Genomic DNA, 17,166 nt, shown 5'->3' on the forward strand with positions numbered 1-17,166 from the left:
CGAGGGGTGGCGGGGTTCCCGGTCCGGTGCCCGCCCGGCCCCGGCGTCCAGGGGCCGGCGGCCCCGCGTCCTCATCGTCGCCGCCCCGTGCCGTCATCGCCACCGTCCCTTCCCCGGTCCGCCGCATCTGCGCTTCACGGGATGGGACGAGACAGGGGCGCCGGATGTGACATCCGGCGGGACCGGGGGTGAGGGACGGGGCGGGCGGCCTGTGACGGGGAGGGTGTCAGCTCACCGCGGGGCCGGCGTCTGCTCGGGTTCGGGGTCCTGCGTCGCGGATGGTTCCGGGCCGGTGTCCTGCGTCGCGGACGGCTTCTCCGCCGGGGCCGGCGGTTCCTCGGCCGCCCTTTGCTCCGTCTCCCCCGCTGTGTCCTCCGCCGTCTCCCCCGCCGTCCCCCGCGGGTACGGCGCGTCGTCGCCCGGGCGGGGTGCGCGGGAGAGGATCAGGTAGCCGAGGGCGCCCAGGAACAGGACGAGGGACACGTAGTCGTTCAGGCGCAGACCCAGGAAGTGGTTGGCGTGGTCGATGCGCAGGGCCTCGATCCAGGCGCGGCCGACGGTGTAGACGAGGACGTACGCCGCGAACAGGCGGGCGCGCCTGAGGCGCTGGTGGTGGCGGGAGTCGAGCCACAGGAGCAGGGCCATGACGCCGAGGTCCCAGAGGGACTCGTAGAGGAACGTCGGGTGGTAGTACGCGGTGGAGAGGCTGTCGGCGGGGCGGTGCGCCAGGTCGATGTGCAGGGCCCAGGGCAGGTCGGTGGGGCGGCCGTAGAGCTCCTGGTTGAACCAGTTGCCCCAGCGGCCGATCGCCTGCGCCAGCACCAGGCCGGGGGCGACCGCGTCGGCGAAGTCGGCGAGCCGGATGCCGCGCCGGCGGCAGCCGAGCCAGGCGCCGACCGCGCCGAGGGCCACCGCGCCGGGGATGCCGAGGCCGCCGTCCCAGATGTACAGGGCGTGCAGGGGCTGCTTCCCCGCCGCGAAATACAGCTCGGGGTCGGTGATCACGTGGTAGAGACGGCCGCCGAGGACACCGAACGGCACCGCCCAGATCGCGATGTCGGCGATGTCGTCGCGGTGTCCGCCCCGGGCGGCCCAGCGGCGGCCGGTGAGCCAGACGGCGGTGAAGATGCCGGCCAGGATGCACAGGGCGTACGCCCGGATCGGCACCGGCCCCAGGTGCCAGACCCCCTGGGACGGGCTGGGCAGGTACGCCAGGTTCATGGGCTCGACCGTTCTGTGCACATGCGGGGCCGGCGCGCTGTCCGGCGAGGACCCCGCCGACCTTACCGGGAGGGCTGTGGCTTCTTCTTCGCGGGCAGCTTGCTCGCGCCTCCCTCCAGGGTGACCGCCAGGCCGGTGGCGGTGACGTCGGCCCTGGTGACGCGAAGGTCCAGCGGGTAGGTGGCCTCGGCCCGGTCGGTCAGCCGGGACTCCAGGCGGTCCACGAGGTTCTGCGGGGCGGGCCGGCCGAAGATCTCCACTCCCGTCAGGCGCATGGCCAGACGGCCGTCCTCGACGCGCGGCTCCAGCACGGCCCGGCCGAAGCCGCCCTGGAGGTCGAGGGTGACGGTGTCGGCCTCGTCGTCGAGCCGTACACCGGTGACCTGGAGGCGGCTGCCCGGGCCGCTCACCCCGTCCTTCAGGGCGTCGGCCGGGATCACAAGGTCGCAGTGCGTGTGGGCGACGGTGCCGGAGCGGGCGCCGGTCATCCGGATGCCGTCGAGGCGGGCGTGGACGGACACCCCGTGGAGACGGCCCATGGTGGCGTCGTCGTTGCTGATGTCCACGGCGTCCAGACGGCGGTCCAGGAGGTCGAGGAGGGCGGGTCCGCCCTCGACCTCTATGTCGCTGCCCCTGCCGAGCGACCGGCCCGCGGCGGCGGCCAGACGGTCGTGCAGCAGGGCGCGGGCGGTGAACTCGGCGGCGGCGGTCGTCAGCAGCAGGGCGGCCAGGACGGCCCCGGTGACGGTGCGGGCGCGGTGGCGCCGGAAGACGGACCGGAGCATGGGCCGGAGTGCGGGTCGGCGCGTCACGGCTGGTCCTCCGAGGCGATCGGCCCCGCGGACCGGGGGTCGGGGGGCCCTGACACCGGTGTGCCCTCCGGGTCGAGGTGCGGCAGCAGGCGGTCGAGCCGGCCCGGCAGCCACCAGTTGGCGCGGCCCAGCAGGTACATGCTGGCGGGAACCAGCACCAGCCGGACGAGGGTGGCGTCCACGACGACGCTCACGCCGAGGCCCAGCGCCAGCATCTTGATCACCACGTTGGTGGAGAGCAGGAAGGCCAGGAAGACGCTGGTCATGATGAGGGCGGCGCAGCTGATGACCCGGGCGGTGCCCGCCAGACCGGTGGCCACGCTGCGATGGTTGTCCCCGGTGCGCAGCCAGGACTCGCGGATGCGGGAGAGGAGGAAGACCTCGTAGTCCATGGACAGGCCGAAGACGATGGCGAACATCATCATCGGCACGTACGACTCCACCGGTACGGTCTCCTCCACGCCGAGCAGCGGACCGCCCCAGCCCCACTGGAAGACCGCGACGACGACACCGTAGGCCGCGCCGATGGAGAGCAGGTTGAGCAGGGCCGCCTTCAGCGCGACGAGCAGGCTGCGGAAGACGGTGAGCAGCAGCAGGAAGGCGGCCGCGACCACGACGGCGACGATGTACGGCAGCCGCTCGGCCATCACGTCGCGGAAGCCCAGCTGGGCGGCGGTGACGCCGGTGACGTAGCCGCGGGCGCCGGTGCCGTCGAGGGCGTCGGGGAGGGTGTCGTCCTCCAGGCGGTGCAGGAGGTCGCTGGTGGCCCGGTCCTCGGGGCCGGAGGCGGGGGTGACGGTGGCGACGAGCAGGGCGCCGTCGTCGCTCGGGACGGGGGTGGACGTCCTGGCGACTCCGGGCGTGGCGGCCAGGGCGTCGTGCAGGGACGCGGCGAGCGCGGTGGTGTCGGTGGCCGGGCGGACTCCGGTGAGGTCGGTGACGACGGTGAACTGGCCGTTGGTGCCGGGGCCGAAGGCGTCGGAGATCAGGTCGTAGGCGCGGCGGTCGGTGTAGGTGGTGGGGTTGGCGCCGCTGTCGACGTGGCCCAGGCGGAGGGAGGCGGTGGGGATGCTCAGCACGCCGAGGACGACGAGTCCGGCGACGAGGAACAGCCAGGGGCGGCGGCCGACGACGGCGGCCCAGCGGTGCCAGGCGTCGGCGGTGCCGGCCCGCTCCGCGTCCGGCTCGTCGTCGGGTTCGTCGGCCGGGGTGCGGACCCGCCAGCGGTCGATATCGCGGCCGGTGATGCCGAGGAAGGCGGGTGCGAGGGTGAGCGCGGCGACGGCGGCCGTGAGGACGGTGATGCCCGCGGCGGCGCCGAGACTTCCGATGAAGCCGACGCCGGACGCGTAGAGGCCGGCCAGGGCGAGGGCGACGGTGGCGGCGGCGACGAGCACCGCGCGCCCGCTGGTGGCGACGGCGCGGCCCGCGGCCTCGGCCGGATCGCCGAGCTCGCGCAGCAGCCGCCGGTGACGGGTGATCAGGAACAGCGCGTAGTCGATGCCGACGCCCAGGCCCATCATGACGGCGAGGGTGGGCGCCGCGTCGCCGAAGCTGACGGCGGCGGCCAGCAGCCCGAGCAGGGCGATCCCGGTGAGCAGCCCGAACACGGCGGTCAGCAGGGGCAGTACGGCCGCGGCGAGCGAGCCGAAGCCCAGGAGCAGCACCACCACGGCGGTGGCCAGGCCGATGCCCTCGGAGAGCCTGTCGGCGGCCTTGGGGCGGGCCAGCCTGCCGAGCGGACCGCCGTACTCGACCTGGACGCCGTCCGCGCGCAGCGGCCGCACGGCGTCGTCGACGCGGTTCAGGTACGACGTCTCGAACGTGCCGGGGTTCTCCGTGAAATGAACGGTGACGATGCCGGTGGTGCCGTCGGCGGAGACGGCGCCGGAGCCCGGGGTGTCCAGGGGGTCGGTCACGGACAGGACGTCGGGCAGCTTCCGCAGTGCGTCGACCGCCTCGGTGACCGTGTCCCGGTGCGCGGTGAGGGAGCCGGTGCCGGTGTGCAGCACGATCTGGGAGGCGGTGCCCCGTTCGGCCCGGGAGCCGTGGGCGTCGAGCAGGTCGGCGCCCGTCTGCGCGGTGGTGCCGGGCAGCGTGAAGTCGTCGTCGAACGTGCCGCCCCACGCCCGGTCGGCGGCGACGGCGGCGAGCGCCACCAGCAGCCAGGTGCCGAGCACCCACCAGGCCCGGCGGGCACACCAGCGGCCGAGGCGGTGCAACCGGCCTGCGGGGACGGGGGGTCGGGTGGGCCGCGCGGGCGGGTCAGTCGGTTGTGTCATTCCTTCGTTCCTTCGGTGCCGTCCGGATCACGGCTCAGTGTGACGCGGCTGTGCGAGCGGAGCGTTCGGTGATTGTTCGGGGCGTGTAAGGACTGGGCTCATGGGCGCGGCGGAACAACGGAGGGTGGTTAGCATCGGTGGCCAGGGCCGTGATCCGGGGTGTTTCAGGGCCCGGTTCACGGGCGCGAGGAGAGGGACACATGCCGGAGAGCGACGAGCCCGGGCCCGGCCCGCAGGACCGGGGGCCCGGGGCCGGAGTCGGGCCCGGGGCCGGGGCCGGGGCCGGCCCTGTGGGCAGAGGGCTCGTCCTGGTCGTCGAGGACGAGCGGAACATCGCGGACCTCCAGCGGCGCTATCTGGTCCGGGACGGCTTCGGCGTCCATGTGGAGACCGACGGCGGGGCGGCCCTGGCCGCCGTACGCCGGATGCGTCCCGCGGCGATCGTGCTGGACATCGCCCTGCCGGGCATGGACGGCCGGGAGGTCTGCCGGCGGCTGCGCGCGGAGGGCGACTGGACGCCGGTGCTGTTCGTGACCGCCCGCGACGAGGTCACCGACCGCGTCCTGGGCCTGGAGCTGGGCGGCGACGACTACCTCACCAAGCCCTTCTCGCCGCAGGAGCTCGTCGCCCGCGTCAAGAGCCTGCTGCGGCGGGCGGCGGGCCCCGGGCAGGACCCGGTGCTGCGGGTGGGGCGGCTGGTCCTGGACACCGGGCGCCGCACCCTGCGGGTGGACGACGCGCCGGTGGAGCTGACCACCACCGAGTTCAATCTCCTCGCCTTCCTGATGAGCCGTCCGGGACAGGTCTTCAGCCGTGAGCAGTTGCTGGCGCAGGTGTGGGGCTACGCCGGGTACCGGGACACCCGGGTGATGGACGTCTACGTCTCCCAGCTGCGCGCCAAACTCGGCGGGGCGAGCCCGATCCGCACCGTGCGCGGGGTCGGCTACGCCGTCGCGGACACCGACACCGTCCGATGAGACGGCCGCGCCGCCGTGGCTCCCTGACCGGGAGCATCGTGCTGCTGACGACGGCCGTGGCCGCGGTGGCGGTCCTGGTGACCGCGCTGGTCGCCTGGCGGATGATCCGTACGAACGCCGAGGCGCAGGAGCGCGACCAGCTCGCCCGGCAGGCGGAGGTGCTGGCGCGCACCCCGCCGCTGGCGTCGTGGATGCTGGCGCGGCAGGAACGCATCGCCGGTCCCGACGACATCCGGCTCGCCCTGGTCCGGCCGGCCGGCATGGTGCAGGGTCCTGCGTCGGCCGCGGTCACCGGTGCCACGCGCACCGCCCTGCTCGCGGGTCACGACGTGTCCGCCACCGCGGAACTGGGCGGCCGGGAGGTGCTGGTGGAGGCGGCGCCGACCCCGACCGGCGGCGGTCTGGTGCTCACCCAGCCGATGAGCGCCGTCGACGAGGCCACCGCGCGGATGCGCGCCGCCCTCGTCGTGCCCCTGGTCGTCGGCCTGGCCGGTGCCGCCGTGGCCGGCGCGCTGCTCGCCCGGCGGCTGGCCCGCCCGCTGGTCTCGGCGGCCCGCGCCGCGCACCGGCTCTCCGAGGGCGAGCGCGGGGTGACGGTGCCCGCCGCCGGTCCCGCCGAAGTGGCCGAGCTGGCGGGTGCGTTGAACACGCTGGACGCGGCGCTGGCGCACAGCGAGCGCCGCCAGCGGGACTTCCTGCTCTCCGTCTCCCACGACATCCGTACCCCGCTGACCGCCGTGCGCGGCTACGCGGAGGCGCTCGCCGACGAGGTGATCACCGGCGACGAGGTGCCCGGGGCGGGCCGGATCCTGGGCACGGAGGTCGCGCGTCTGGAGCGGTTCGTCGGCGATCTGCTGGCCCTGGCACGGCTGGAGGCCGACGACTTCCGTCTCGACACCGGTGCGACCGACCTGGACGCGCTGGTGACGGAGGCGGCCGTCACCTGGTCGGCGCGCTGCGCCCGGCACGGTGTCGGCTTCCGCGTGGAACGGCCGGGGAGCCCGCTGGAGGTGGTCACCGACGGTTTCCGGGTGCGTCAGCTGATCGACGGGCTCGCCGAGAACGCCCTGCGGGTCACCCCGGCGGGCCGGCCGCTCGTCCTGGCCCTGCGTGCCGACGGCGGCGGGGGCGCCGTGCTGCAGGTGCGCGACGGCGGCCCCGGGCTGACCGACGACGACGTCGCCGTCGCCTTCGAACGCGGCGCGCTCACCGAGCGGTACCGGGGCGTGCGGGCCGTCGGCAGCGGGCTGGGGCTGGCCGTCGCGCACCGGCTCACGACACGGCTCGGCGGCACGATCGGCGCCGAGGGACACGCCCCGGAGGGCGGCGCGTCGTTCACGGTCCGGCTGCCGGGAGGGCCGGGCGGCGGGGTGTGAGCCCCGGGACGGCCGTCGCGCCGGCTCGTCGCGTCTGTCCGGCGTGTCTGTCCGTCGCGTCTATTCGTCCTGGCCGTCGGCGGTGAGCCAGTGCTCGAGAGCGTCCTGGTGCCGCTGGGAGGCGGTCAGGAGGCTGCCGTAGACCTGGCGGGCGTCCGGGGCGGTGAGCCCCTTCAGCGCCTTCGTCAGCGCCGCGATGTCGTCGGCCTCCACGGTGCGGCCCGCCTTCAGGGCCGCCTCCTCGCTGCCCTGCCCCTGCCCGAGCAGCCGGTCGTAGGCGGCCTTGACCGCCGGGTCGGCGAACTCACCGGTCTTCCTCCCCGCCGTGGGGTCGGTGACGTCGTAGCGGTCGAGGAGCGCGCGGACGGCGGTCAGGTGCCGTGTCTCGGCCGCCGCGAGCCGCGAGAAGACCGGCGTGTCGTAGCGGTCGGCGAAGGACGCGTACAGGTCGTGGGCGAGCTTCTCCTCCTCGGCCGTACCGGCCAGGGTCTCCTGCTGGGCGGCGCTGAGAGTGCCCTTCGCGGCGAGGGTGCCCGTCCCGCCGCAGGCCCCGGTGCCCTCGGTGCCGTCGCCGCCGTTCATGTGCCGGGCCATGCCGCCGCCCATGCCCATGTGCCCCGTGGAGCCCATCGACCCCATGGATCCCCTGTGACCCGTGTCCGTCGAGAACCCCGACGCCGTACGGGCGGTGGCCGCCGTGCCCGGGCCCGCGCCGGAGTCCGCGATCACCGGGGTGACCGCCAGCACACCGCCGACGGCGAGCACACCCGCGGTGAGCACGGTCGCGATCCTGACGTTGCGTTTCATCTCGGCCTCCGAGTCCGTCGCGGGACGCCTCCCGTCCCGCACCGTCACCGTCGTGCCGCGCCCTGCAGGCACCGTGCCGGGGATGTGGAGACGGTGTGGAGACGGCCGGGCCGGGGCGGCTCTGGGCTGTTCGGCCCTCGCGGGGCCGGACCGGGGCACGTAGATGTGGGGGTATGGCCGCCACAGTGCTTGTAGTCGAGGACGAGAGGGAGATCCGTGATCTCCTGCGCCGTTATCTCGAGCGCGCCGGGTTCGGGGTGCTGACGACGGGTTCGGGTGCGGAGGCGGTCCGGCTGCTGGGGGAACGCGCGGTCGATCTGACGCTGCTGGACCTCGGGCTGCCGGACGTGGACGGCGAGGAGGTGCTGCGGGAGGCCCGGGAGCGCGGCCGGATCCCCGTGGTGGTGCTCACCGCGCGCACCACCGTGGAGGACCGTATCCACGGGCTGCGGCTCGGCGCGGACGACTACGTGACCAAGCCGTTCAGCCCGACCGAGGTGGTGCTGCGGGTGGGCGCCGTCCTGGAGCGTGCCAGGGGTACGGCCACGGGCGCGGCGCCGGTCCCGTCGTACGGCGAGGGCCGGCTGCGCATCGACGAGGCCCGGCACGAGGCGGTGCTGGACGGTACGGCTCTGGAGCTGACGCCGACCGAGTGGGGGCTGCTGACGGCGCTGGCGTCGGCGCCGGGGCGGGTGTACTCGCGCTACGAGCTGGTCAACCGGGTGCGCGGCTACGAGTTCGCGGGCTACGAGCGCACCGTCGACTCGCATGTGAAGAACCTGCGGCACAAGCTCGGGACCGCCGGGCCGGGCATCGTGGAGACGGTGCTGGGCGTCGGCTACCGGCTGGGGTGGTCCCGTGACCCGTACCCGTGACCACGGCCCGGTGTCCGCGCAGCCGCCCACCGCACCGCCGCCCGCCATGTCCCGGGGACCGGAGGTGCCGCGGCGGCCGGGGCGCGGGCTGGGCCCGCTCGGGCACCGGCTGTTCCTGGCGTTCGCCCTGGTCGCGCTGGCGTCGGTGGCGTTGCTGACGGCCGCCGCGCTGGTCGGCACCGACCGGGGGCTGAGCAGTGCCCGCCAGTCGGACCGGCAGAGCACGGCGTCCCGGGTGGCGGTGGCCGCGGCGGACGCCTACCGGCGGGCGGACGGCTGGACGGGCGCCGATCTCGGCAAGGCGCGTTCGCTGGCCTCGGGGGCGGGAGCCGGTCTGACCGTGCGGGACGCGGAGGGCCATGTCGTCCTGACGACCGTCACCGGTTCGGGCTCCGGCTCCGGCTCCGGCTCCGGGGACGACGATCACGGCATGGGCATGTCCGGCGGCATGTCGGGGGGTCAGGGGCACGGGTCCGGGATGGGCGCTGCCGGCGGCGGTCCGACCGCGAGCGCGTCCGTGGTGGCGGGCGGCGGCACCGTCGGTTCCGTGCTGCTGCGGTTCCCGGCCGGTGCGGGGACGACCGGGCGGTCGGTGGCCTGGGGATGGGTGACGGCCGCGGCCGTGGGGGCGGTCGCGCTGGCGCTCGCGGTGAGCTGGTTCGTGACCCGCCGGCTGACGGCCCCCGTGGTCCGGGTCGCGGCCAGTGCCCGCGCGCTCGCCGCCGGGGACCGGGCGGCCCGCGCCGGCATCGACGCGCCGGGCGAACTGGGCGAACTCGCCCGCGCCTTCGACGCGATGGCCGACGACGTCACGCACGCCGAACAGGCCCGCCACCGACTGGCCGCCGACATCGCCCATGAACTGCGCACCCCGCTCGCCGCGTTGCAGGCGGGGCTCGAGGAACTGCGGGACGGGTACGCCGAACCGGCCCCGGAACGACTGGCCGCGCTGCACGACCAGGCCCTCCGGCTGGGCAGGGTCGTCGGCGACCTCGGAGAGCTGGCGGACGCCGAGTCGGCCCGGCTGTCGCTGCGCCTGGCGAAGACGGATCTCGCGGCCGTGGTCCGGGCCGCCGTGACGGACCGGGAGGCGGAGCTGCGGACGGCGGGGCTGACCGTGCGCACGGCACCGGCCCCGGACGACGGGTCCGGCCCCGGTCCCGCTCCCCTGCCGGTGCTCGCCGACGCCGACCGGCTGCACCAGGCGCTCGGCAACCTCCTCAGCAACGCCGCCCGCCACTGCCGCCCCGGCGACACGGTCACCGTGACCGTGTCCGCGACGGACACGGAGGCGCTGGTCGAGGTCGCCGACACCGGCCCCGGTATCCCCGCCGACGAACTCCCCCATGTCTTCGAGCGCCTGTGGCGGGGCGGGCGGGCCCGGACGACCGGCGGCAGCGGCATCGGCCTGGCGGTGGTGAAGGAGCTGGTCACGGCCCACGGCGGCACGGTCGGCGCCGCCTCGGGCCCGGACGGCGGCACCCGTATGACACTGCGCCTGCCCCGGGCGGACGGTGCGCGCCCGCGGTCCGGTTCCCACGGACCGCGCCCGAAGCCGGGCGTCTCCTGAGGAACCGCCCCGGCTCCGCCGGTCCCGGCGGCGAGGCCCCGGGCGATGACGTCCCGCCGAAGGCACGGCGGGGTGACGGTCCGGCCCGCCTCGTCGAGGGTGCCCGTCGTGCCGGCGGAGCGTGGCGGGCCGCCCCGGTGTCAGTCCAGGTCCTGCCCCGGCGCGGTGGCCGCGGCGCCGTCCGCCGCGCTCAGTTCGGCCGCGAACTGGGCACCGGCGAGCAGCGCGAGGTTGGACAGCCACAGCCAGATGAGGAAGACGACGATGCCCGCGAGCGGGCCGTAGAGCCTGCTGTAGGTGCCCCACGCCGACACGTACGCGGCGAAGCCCGCCGAGGCGACGATCCAGAGCCCGGCGGCCAGGGCGCCGCCGGGCAGACTGTGCCGGCGCTGCCGGGCCGGGACGGGCCCGGTGTGGAACACGACGACCACGAGCAGCGCCACCAGGCACAGCAGCAACGGCCAGCGCAGCAGGTTCCAGGCCCAGGCGGCCACGGTGCCGAACCCCAGGAAGCGGCCGAGGGACTCGGCGAGCGGTCCGGTCAGCAGCAGGGCGAGCGCGCTGACGGGGAGCAGCGCGAGCAGGGCCAGCGCGGTGAGGACGATGCGGTGGGCCTTGCGCCAGGGGGAACGGTGGTCGGGCAGCCGGTGCATACGGTGCAGGGCGCGGCGGAAGACGGCGAGGTAGCTGAAGGCCGACCACAGGGCGCTCGCCGTGCCGACGCACAGCAGCGTCCAGGCGGCCGAGTCGCCCTGCAGGGTCCGGGCCAGGACGTCATGGAGCTGGCCGCCCGACTGGCCGGGGGCGTAGGCGGTGACGTGGGTGACGAAGTCCTGTGCGGTGCCGGGGCTGATCAGGCTGAACGCGATGACGGCGACCAGCAGGGCGGGCAGGACGGTGAGGATGGCGTAGTAGGTGAGGGCGGCGGCGAAGTCGGAGATGTCGTCGCGCCACATCGCCAGGGGTGTGCGCCAGAGCGCGGGCCCCCAGGCCGCGGGCGTCCGCGGCGCACACCGGGCCGGGGCGAGGACGGGGCCGCCGGGGCGGACGGAGCGGGGTTCAGCGGACATGCGTCCTCCGGCGTGCGTGCGGGTCGGGGCGGCGAGCGGTGCGGACAGTGCGGCCATGGCATGGGCGTTCCGTCGGCCGGTGACCGGTCTCACCGCGTACAACCGCTTCCGGACGCGTCTGTCACGCGGATACCCGGAAGTTCCGCGCTCACCGTCCTCCGTCGGAACCAGGACGGCCGGAGTTCGGTGCCGGGCCGGAGGCGTCTCTCCGGGGCGGTTCCTCGCCGCCCGGGTGGCCCGCCGCCGGGTCTGCGCGTCGGGCCTGCGCGTCGGGCCTGCGCGTCGGGCCTGCGGCTCGGCCGCCGTTCCTCCGCGGCCGGACGGTCCGGCTCCGGCGGGCCCGCGGTCAGGGTCCGGTCAGATACGGCGCCAGGAGCTGGTGGGTGAGGTCGCGGGCGTGGGCCTCCGGGGTGCCGTCCTCGATCATGCGGCTGGCGGCGAGGACGACGGCGTGGACGAGGTCGGAGAGGCCGTCCGGGTCGGGGGCGCCGTGCCGGGAGAGCGCCTCGGTGAGCGGGACGCGCAGCTGTTCGTGCAGTTCGCGGCTGCTCTCGGCGAGGCGCTCGCCGGGGAGGGCCGCGGCGAGGCCGCGGACGACGGCGTGCTCGCCCGCGGCGACGAGGTGCAGATTGGCGTCGACGTAGGCGAGGACGCGGGCACCGGGGCCGGCGGCCTTGTCCATCTCCGCGCCGACATGGGCCGACCAGCGCGGGAAGCTGTCCGCGATGACGGCCTCCAGGAGGTCCTCACGGGAGGTGAAGTAGCGGTAGACACTGGGCCGGGCCAGCCCGGTCCGCTCCGCGACGGCGGCGAGACCGGGCGGTTGCGCGCCGCCCTCGGCGAGGAGTTCGCGGGCCGCGTCCAGGATGGCCCGGCGCTGCGCGGCGCGGTGCTCCGCGACGGTGGCTGCCTGGATCTTCGGCATCGGCTCGCACGTCACTCTCCGCCGGACGCGGCGCACCACGGCGCACGGCCCGGCTGCTCGGGGCTACTCGATCTGCCCGGCCTCCGCGGTCCGCCCGGCCTGCTCGGCCCGGTCGGTCTGCTCGGTCCTGGTCAGTCTCCCATCGATCATCTCGTACACGGTGTCGCAGTGGGCCAGGACGTCGTGGTCGTGGGTGACCATGACGGTGGCGGTGGCGTGCTCGCGGGTCTCGCGGGCGAGGAGGGCGACGATGTCGTGGCTGCGGCCGCGGTCGAGGGCCGCGGTGGGTTCGTCGACGAGCAGCAGCCGTGGCGCGGCCATCAGGGCGCGGGCGATGCCGACGCGCTGGCGTTCACCGCCGGAGAGCTGGTGGGGGCGCCGGCCGGCCTTGCCGTCGAGCCCCACGTCGGCGAGGAGGGCGAGCGGGTCACGGCCGGCGGCTCCCGCGCGACCGGTGCGGAAGCGGGCCGGCAGACGCAGTTGCTCGACGGCGGTGAGCGCCGGGATGAGGTTGCCGGTCTGGAAGACGAAGCCGACGAGGTCCCGCCGCAGCGCGGTGCGTGCCCGGCGCCCCGGGACCGTCATGTCGTGCCCGTCGAGACACACGGACCCGGAGTCGGGCAGTGCCAGCGCGCCGGCGACGGCGAGCAGGGTCGACTTGCCCGAGCCGGACGGGCCGACCACGGCGGCCAGTTCGCCGGGGGCGACGGTGAGCGAGACGTGGTCGAGCGCGGGGACGGTGGTGTCGCCGTCGTCGTAGGACAGGACGACGTCCCGCATCACCAGGCCGGTGCGGGGACCGGGGGCGGCGGCGGGCGCCGTCGCGGGGTCGGGGAGCGTGGTCACTGGTTGCCTCCCAGTGCGGTGATCGGATCGACGGCGGCGATGCGGACGATCGCGGCGGCCGCGCCCGCGACGCCCAGCACCACCAGCAGGACGGCGGCGAGTCCCACGGCGGTCGTGGTCATCTCGAACGGCACGGCGGATCCCATGAGCCCGCCGAGCCCGACGCCCGCGCCCACCCCGGCGGCGGTACCGAGGGCGAGGACGACGGCCGCCTGGGCGAGTCCGTCGCGCAGCAGATAGCGGGTGGGGGCGCCGATGGCGCGCAGCACGGCGAGTTCCTGACGGCGCTGGATGGTCCAGACGGTGAAGAACGCGCCGACGACGAGGGCCGAGATGGCGTAGAGGAACACCTCGATGAGCGTCAGGGTCGTGGTCTCGGCGGTGTAGCCGGGGGACGCGTCGAACGAGGCTTCCAGGGTGAGGCTCTTCGTGCCGGCCGCCCGGTCGCCCGCGGCGAGGGAGGTGCCCCCGGCGGACCGCACGGCCACGGCGGTGATCTCCCGGCGCACATGGGCGGGGGCCCTCTCGCCCTGCCGCACCCCGGCGTGGATCCGCTGCCACAGCGGCAGCGGTACGTAGGCCACCTCGACGTGCCCGAAGGTGTGCTGCCCGGCCATCACGCCGACGACCCGGAGCCTGGTCCCGAGCGTGTCGACGGTGACGGTGTCGCCCAGCCGCAGTCCGGCCCTGAGCGCCGTCTCGCCGACGACGATCCCGTCGGCCGTGCCCAGCCGCTCGCCGTGCGCCACGGCGGGCGCCAGGAAGGAGTGCGGCTCGACGCCGAAGAGGGCCAGGTCGACGGCGACGCCGGTGCCGCTCTTCGCGTTGACCAGCGTGTTGCCGAACGGTGTGGCGTGCCGGACGCCCGGCTGCCGCTGCCACACGGACACCGCCCCGGTGTCCACGACACTCCGGGAGAAGGCCGAGCTCTCCTGTACCCCGGCCGCGAAGGCGAACGAGGTCACCGGCATCCGCTTCAGCCCGGACACGCCGTCGCGCACCAGCCCCTCGGAGAATCCGGACAGCATCACCATCAGCACGGCGATCAACGCCACGACCGCCCCGACGAGCGCGAACCGGGCCCGCGCGAAACGTAGTTCTCTCACAGCCAGGTACACGGGAACCGCCTCGCCACCACACTTGGAAACATCATGTCTGCATCATAGCGACACGACGTTGCCAAATATCAGGGCGGGGTCCTCGTACTCGGGCGTGGGGCACCGCGACGGCCGGCGCCGTGGCACATACTCGTCCGAGGCGGTGAGCAGGCCCTGGGTGCGCGTGGCCACGAAGGAGTGAGTGCGGTGACCGGGAACGGGGGTGCCGCCGGGCGGGGGCCCGGTGGGCGTGACGGGGGTGCCGCCGGGCAGGGGGACGGCGGGCATGACGCGGAGGCCGTGGCCGAGGCTCTGCGGGAAGGCGGGTGCGGGGAGGTCTCGGCGGGAGCGGGACGGCGGGCGCAGTACGCCGCCGACGCCTCCAACTACCGGCAGGTGCCGCTCGCCGTGGTGTTCCCCCGGGAGCGGGGGGACGTGCTCCGGGCGCTGGCCGTGTGCCGGCGGCTGGGGGTGGCGGTCACCTCGCGCGGGGCGGGGACCAGCACGTCGGGGCAGGCCGTGGGGCGAGGGGTCGTGCTCGACTTCTCCCGGTACCTCAACCGGCTGCTCGCCCTGGATCCCGGGGCGCGGACGGCGACGGTGGAGCCCGGGATCGTCCTGGACGACCTCCAGTCGGCGGCGGCCGCGCACGGGCTGGTGTTCGGGGCGGATCCCTCCACCCACAGCCGCTGCACCCTCGGAGGCATGATCGGCAACAACGCGTGCGGGACGCATTCGCTCGCCTGGGGCCGGACCGCGGACAACGTCGAGGAACTGGAGGTCGTCACCTACCGCGGCACGGTGCTGCGGCTGGGCCCGATGACCCGGGAGGAGATCGGCGCGGCCGTCGCCGCGGGCGGTGAACGGGGCCGGATCATCGGGGCGCTGCACCGGCTCGCCGAACGGCATCTGGCCCTGCTGCGGACCGAGTCGGGCAGGTTCCCGCGTCAGGTGTCCGGTTACGGGCTCGAACATCTGCTGCCGGAGCGGCGGTTCGACCTCGCGCGGGCGTTCGTCGGCAGCGAGGGCACGCTGGCCGTCGTCCTGTCGGCGACCGTACGGCTCGTGCCGCCGCCGCCCGCGAAGACGCTGGTGGTCCTCGGGTTCCGGAACGCGGGCGCCGCCGCCGACGCCGTGCCCGCGCTGCTCGCGCACCGGCCGCTCGCCCTGGAGGGGCTGGACCGGGCGCTGACGGACGCCGTCACCCGGGCCGCGACACGTGCGGCCATCGGCACGCTGCCCGCCGCCGGGGCCTGGCTGTTCGCCGAGCTGGGCGGCGAGGAACCCGAACTGCCGGGGCGTGCCGAGGAATTGGTGACGGCGGCCGGGCAGGCCGCCGGGTTCACCGGCGCCGAGGTCGTCGCCGATCCGGCGCGGGCCCGGCGGTTGTGGCGGGTCCGGGAGGACGGGGCGGGGCTCGCGACCCGGCTGCCGGACGGGACGGAGGCCTGGCCCGGGTGGGAGGACTCGGCCGTACCGCCCGCCCGACTGGGTTCGTACGTACGGCGGTTCATGGAGCTGCTGGCCCGGCACGGGCTGCACGGCACCGTCTACGGGCATTTCGGTGAGGGCTGCCTGCATGTGCGCATCGACTTCGGTTTCGGGACGGCCGAAGGCACCGCCGCCTTCCGCCTGTTCGTCACCGAGGCGGCGCGGCTGGTCGCCGAGCACGGCGGATCACTGTCCGGCGAACACGGTGACGGGCAGGCGCGCTCCGAGCTGCTGCCGCTGATGTACGGGCCCGGAATGATCGCCCTGTTCGAGGAGTTCAAGTCGGTCTGGGACCCCGACGACGGTCTCAACCCGGGGATCGTCGTGCGCCCGCGGCCGGTCGACGCCGATCTCCGGGTCACCCCGGACCGGGTGCCCCTCCCCCTCGCGACCGTCTTCCCCTACCCCGCGGACGGCGGCGACTTCGCCAGGGCCGTCCGCCGCTGCGTCGGCGTCGGCACATGCCGTACCGCCACGCCCCGGGGCGGCGTGATGTGCCCCAGCTACCGGGTCACCCTCGACGAGAAGGACTCCACCCGGGGCCGCGCCCGTGTGCTGTACGAGATGACACGGGGCGAGCTGATCACCGACGGCTGGCGGTCGGACGACGTCCGCGAGGTGCTGGACCTGTGCCTGTCCTGCAAGGGCTGCGCCGTCGACTGCCCGGTGGGGGTGGACATGGCCACCTACAAGTCGGAGTTCCTGCACCAGCACTTCAGGGGGCGGCTGCGGCCCGCCCCGCACTACAGCATGGGCTGGCTGCCCCTGCTGTCCCGCGTCGCCTCCCGCGCGCCGGGCGCCGTCAACGCCGTCACGGCGTCCCGGCTCGCGCCTCTGCTCAAGCGGCTGGGCGGGATCGCCCCCGAGCGTGCGGTGCCGCGGTTCGCGGGGCGGACCTTTCTGAGCTGGTTCCGGTCCCGGGTGCCCGGGGGCGACGGTACGCGCGGGCCGGTGGTGCTGTGGGTGGACTCGTTCAACAACCACTTCACCCCGGAGGTGCTGCGGGCCGGGGTACGGGTCCTCGAACACGCCGGGTACCGCGTGCGCGTGCCCGGCGGCACGCAGTGCTGCGGGCTGACCTGGATCACCACCGGCCAGCTCGGGGTGGCCCGGCGGGTCGCCCGCCGGGCGGTCGCCGCGCTCGCTCCGGCCGTACGGGCGGGCACTCCCGTCGTCGGCCTGGAGCCCAGCTGCACCGCGGCGCTGCGGACCGACGTCCCCGCGCTGCTGCGGGGCGACGCGGACGCCGGAGCGCTCACCGACGGCACCGTCACCCTCGCCGAGCTGCTCCTCGACCGCACCCCCGGCTGGCGGCCCCCGCGGGCCGGCGGGCGCAGCATCAGCCAGACGCACTGCCACCAGCACGCCACCTCCGGCTTCGGCGCGGACGGGGCGCTGCTGGCGGCGATGGGCGTCGACAACGAGAGCCTCGGCTCCGGCTGCTGCGGGCTCGCGGGGAACTTCGGCTTCGAGCGGGGCCACTACGCCGTGTCGGTCGCCGCCGGTGAGCAGGTGCTGCTGCCCGCCGTGCGGGACGCGGATCCCGGCACGGCCGTCCTGGCCGACGGCTTCAGCTGTCGTACGCAGATCGCCCAGCTCACCGACCGGCGCGCGATCCACCTCGCCGAGCTGATCGCGGGGGCGCTCGACGGCTGACGGAACGGGCACGGCCCGGCCGGCGGTGCACGCGCCGGCGGAGCCCGGCCGCCCGCACGCCGTCACCGGGCGCGTACCGGTCAGTTTTCGAGAAGCGCCGGCCGCCGTCGCGCGGCTAGCGTGGCCACGGACCGGCCCGTATCCGGGCGTACTCCGAGCCT

14 protein-coding genes are annotated in these 17,166 nt (G+C 75.4%); 5 read left to right on the plus strand and 9 right to left on the minus strand.

Features of this window, described 5'->3' with window-relative positions:
* Positions 1 to 231: 231 nt before the first annotated feature.
* The 3 genes from lgt to ABZ862_RS21745 form a co-directional block, all read right to left on the minus strand.
* Positions 232 to 1,221 (minus strand): prolipoprotein diacylglyceryl transferase, encoded by a 990-nt coding sequence (gene lgt / locus ABZ862_RS21735; RefSeq protein WP_360960444.1) that lies wholly within the window; start codon positions 1,219 to 1,221, stop codon positions 232 to 234.
* A gap of 62 nt (positions 1,222 to 1,283) precedes the next feature.
* A complete protein-coding gene (locus tag ABZ862_RS21740; RefSeq protein ID WP_360960446.1) occupies positions 1,284 to 2,006 on the minus strand; it encodes a DUF2993 domain-containing protein in 723 nt (240 codons plus the stop codon).
* A 23-nt stretch (positions 2,007 to 2,029) separates the two neighbouring features.
* The gene (locus ABZ862_RS21745; RefSeq protein WP_360960448.1) at positions 2,030 to 4,315 is read right to left on the minus strand and encodes an MMPL family transporter; all 2,286 of its coding nucleotides are present in this window, start codon (positions 4,313 to 4,315) and stop codon (positions 2,030 to 2,032) included.
* A 200-nt stretch (positions 4,316 to 4,515) separates the two neighbouring features.
* Between ABZ862_RS21745 and ABZ862_RS21750 the strand changes: the two genes are divergently transcribed.
* Together ABZ862_RS21750 and ABZ862_RS21755 are read left to right on the plus strand one after the other, a co-directional pair.
* A complete protein-coding gene (locus tag ABZ862_RS21750) occupies positions 4,516 to 5,292 on the plus strand; it encodes a response regulator transcription factor (RefSeq protein WP_360960450.1) in 777 nt (258 codons plus the stop codon).
* Between the two features lie 38 nt (positions 5,293 to 5,330).
* Positions 5,331 to 6,668 (plus strand): HAMP domain-containing sensor histidine kinase, encoded by a 1,338-nt coding sequence (locus tag ABZ862_RS21755; protein WP_360960452.1) that lies wholly within the window; start codon positions 5,331 to 5,333, stop codon positions 6,666 to 6,668.
* Positions 6,669 to 6,728: 60 nt separating this feature from the next.
* On the opposite strand, the gene ABZ862_RS21760 is transcribed toward ABZ862_RS21755, so the two are convergent.
* Complete coding sequence (locus ABZ862_RS21760) at positions 6,729 to 7,475, minus strand: DUF2202 domain-containing protein (protein WP_360960453.1); 747 nt, start codon at positions 7,473 to 7,475, stop codon at positions 6,729 to 6,731.
* A gap of 173 nt (positions 7,476 to 7,648) precedes the next feature.
* On the opposite strand from ABZ862_RS21760, the gene ABZ862_RS21765 reads away from it, so the two are divergent.
* Together ABZ862_RS21765 and ABZ862_RS21770 are read left to right on the plus strand one after the other, a co-directional pair.
* Complete coding sequence (locus ABZ862_RS21765) at positions 7,649 to 8,350, plus strand: response regulator transcription factor (RefSeq protein WP_360960455.1); 702 nt, start codon at positions 7,649 to 7,651, stop codon at positions 8,348 to 8,350.
* On the plus strand, positions 8,334 to 9,920 hold the full coding sequence (locus ABZ862_RS21770; protein ID WP_360960457.1) for a HAMP domain-containing sensor histidine kinase: 1,587 nt from the start codon (positions 8,334 to 8,336) through the stop codon (positions 9,918 to 9,920). Before ABZ862_RS21765 ends, ABZ862_RS21770 begins: the two co-directional genes overlap by 17 nt.
* Positions 9,921 to 10,060: 140 nt before the next feature.
* Here ABZ862_RS21770 and ABZ862_RS21775 read toward each other — a convergent pair whose 3' ends face one another.
* From ABZ862_RS21775 to ABZ862_RS21795, 5 genes are all read right to left on the minus strand, one after another.
* Positions 10,061 to 10,876 carry a YihY/virulence factor BrkB family protein gene (locus tag ABZ862_RS21775; RefSeq protein WP_360960581.1) on the minus strand — a complete coding sequence of 272 codons (816 nt, stop codon included), beginning with the start codon at positions 10,874 to 10,876 and terminating at the stop codon, positions 10,061 to 10,063.
* Positions 10,877 to 11,336: 460 nt separating this feature from the next.
* Positions 11,337 to 11,915, minus strand: coding sequence for a helix-turn-helix domain-containing protein (locus tag ABZ862_RS21780; RefSeq protein WP_360960458.1), 579 nt, complete (start codon positions 11,913 to 11,915; stop codon positions 11,337 to 11,339).
* 63 nt (positions 11,916 to 11,978) lie between these two features.
* Positions 11,979 to 12,695, minus strand: a complete 717-nt coding sequence (locus tag ABZ862_RS21785) for an ABC transporter ATP-binding protein (protein ID WP_360960583.1) — start codon at positions 12,693 to 12,695, stop codon at positions 11,979 to 11,981.
* Positions 12,696 to 12,757: 62 nt separating this feature from the next.
* The gene (locus ABZ862_RS21790) at positions 12,758 to 13,879 is read right to left on the minus strand and encodes an FtsX-like permease family protein (protein ID WP_360960460.1); all 1,122 of its coding nucleotides are present in this window, start codon (positions 13,877 to 13,879) and stop codon (positions 12,758 to 12,760) included.
* A gap of 42 nt (positions 13,880 to 13,921) precedes the next feature.
* The gene (locus ABZ862_RS21795) at positions 13,922 to 14,146 is read right to left on the minus strand and encodes a hypothetical protein (protein ID WP_360960462.1); all 225 of its coding nucleotides are present in this window, start codon (positions 14,144 to 14,146) and stop codon (positions 13,922 to 13,924) included.
* A gap of 12 nt (positions 14,147 to 14,158) precedes the next feature.
* On the opposite strand from ABZ862_RS21795, the gene ABZ862_RS21800 reads away from it, so the two are divergent.
* Positions 14,159 to 17,005 (plus strand): FAD-binding and (Fe-S)-binding domain-containing protein, encoded by a 2,847-nt coding sequence (locus ABZ862_RS21800; protein ID WP_360960464.1) that lies wholly within the window; start codon positions 14,159 to 14,161, stop codon positions 17,003 to 17,005.
* Positions 17,006 to 17,166 lie beyond the last annotated feature (161 nt).

Origin of the sequence: Streptomyces sp. NPDC047000, assembly GCF_040644295.1 — a bacterium.
Lineage (GTDB): Bacteria > Actinomycetota > Actinomycetes > Streptomycetales > Streptomycetaceae > Streptomyces.

What these genes read in the sequence shown, in the direction of transcription:
- ABZ862_RS21740 (WP_360960446.1), bottom strand. Translation starts at nt 2,006, where the DNA reads ATGCTCCGGTCCGTCTTCCGGCGCCACCGCGCCCGCACCGTCACCGGG.
- ABZ862_RS21775 (WP_360960581.1), bottom strand. Translation starts at nt 10,876, where the DNA reads ATGTGGCGCGACGACATCTCCGACTTCGCCGCCGCCCTCACCTACTAC.
- ABZ862_RS21745 (WP_360960448.1), bottom strand. Translation starts at nt 4,315, where the DNA reads ATGACACAACCGACTGACCCGCCCGCGCGGCCCACCCGACCCCCCGTC.
- ABZ862_RS21760 (WP_360960453.1), bottom strand. Translation starts at nt 7,475, where the DNA reads ATGAAACGCAACGTCAGGATCGCGACCGTGCTCACCGCGGGTGTGCTC.
- ABZ862_RS21780 (WP_360960458.1), bottom strand. Translation starts at nt 11,915, where the DNA reads ATGCCGAAGATCCAGGCAGCCACCGTCGCGGAGCACCGCGCCGCGCAG.
- ABZ862_RS21765 (WP_360960455.1), top strand. Translation starts at nt 7,649, where the DNA reads ATGGCCGCCACAGTGCTTGTAGTCGAGGACGAGAGGGAGATCCGTGAT.
- ABZ862_RS21795 (WP_360960462.1), bottom strand. Translation starts at nt 14,146, where the DNA reads ATGCCCGCCGTCCCCCTGCCCGGCGGCACCCCCGTCACGCCCACCGGG.
- ABZ862_RS21785 (WP_360960583.1), bottom strand. Translation starts at nt 12,695, where the DNA reads ATGCGGGACGTCGTCCTGTCCTACGACGACGGCGACACCACCGTCCCC.
- ABZ862_RS21750 (WP_360960450.1), top strand. Translation starts at nt 4,516, where the DNA reads ATGCCGGAGAGCGACGAGCCCGGGCCCGGCCCGCAGGACCGGGGGCCC.
- lgt (WP_360960444.1), bottom strand. Translation starts at nt 1,221, where the DNA reads ATGAACCTGGCGTACCTGCCCAGCCCGTCCCAGGGGGTCTGGCACCTG.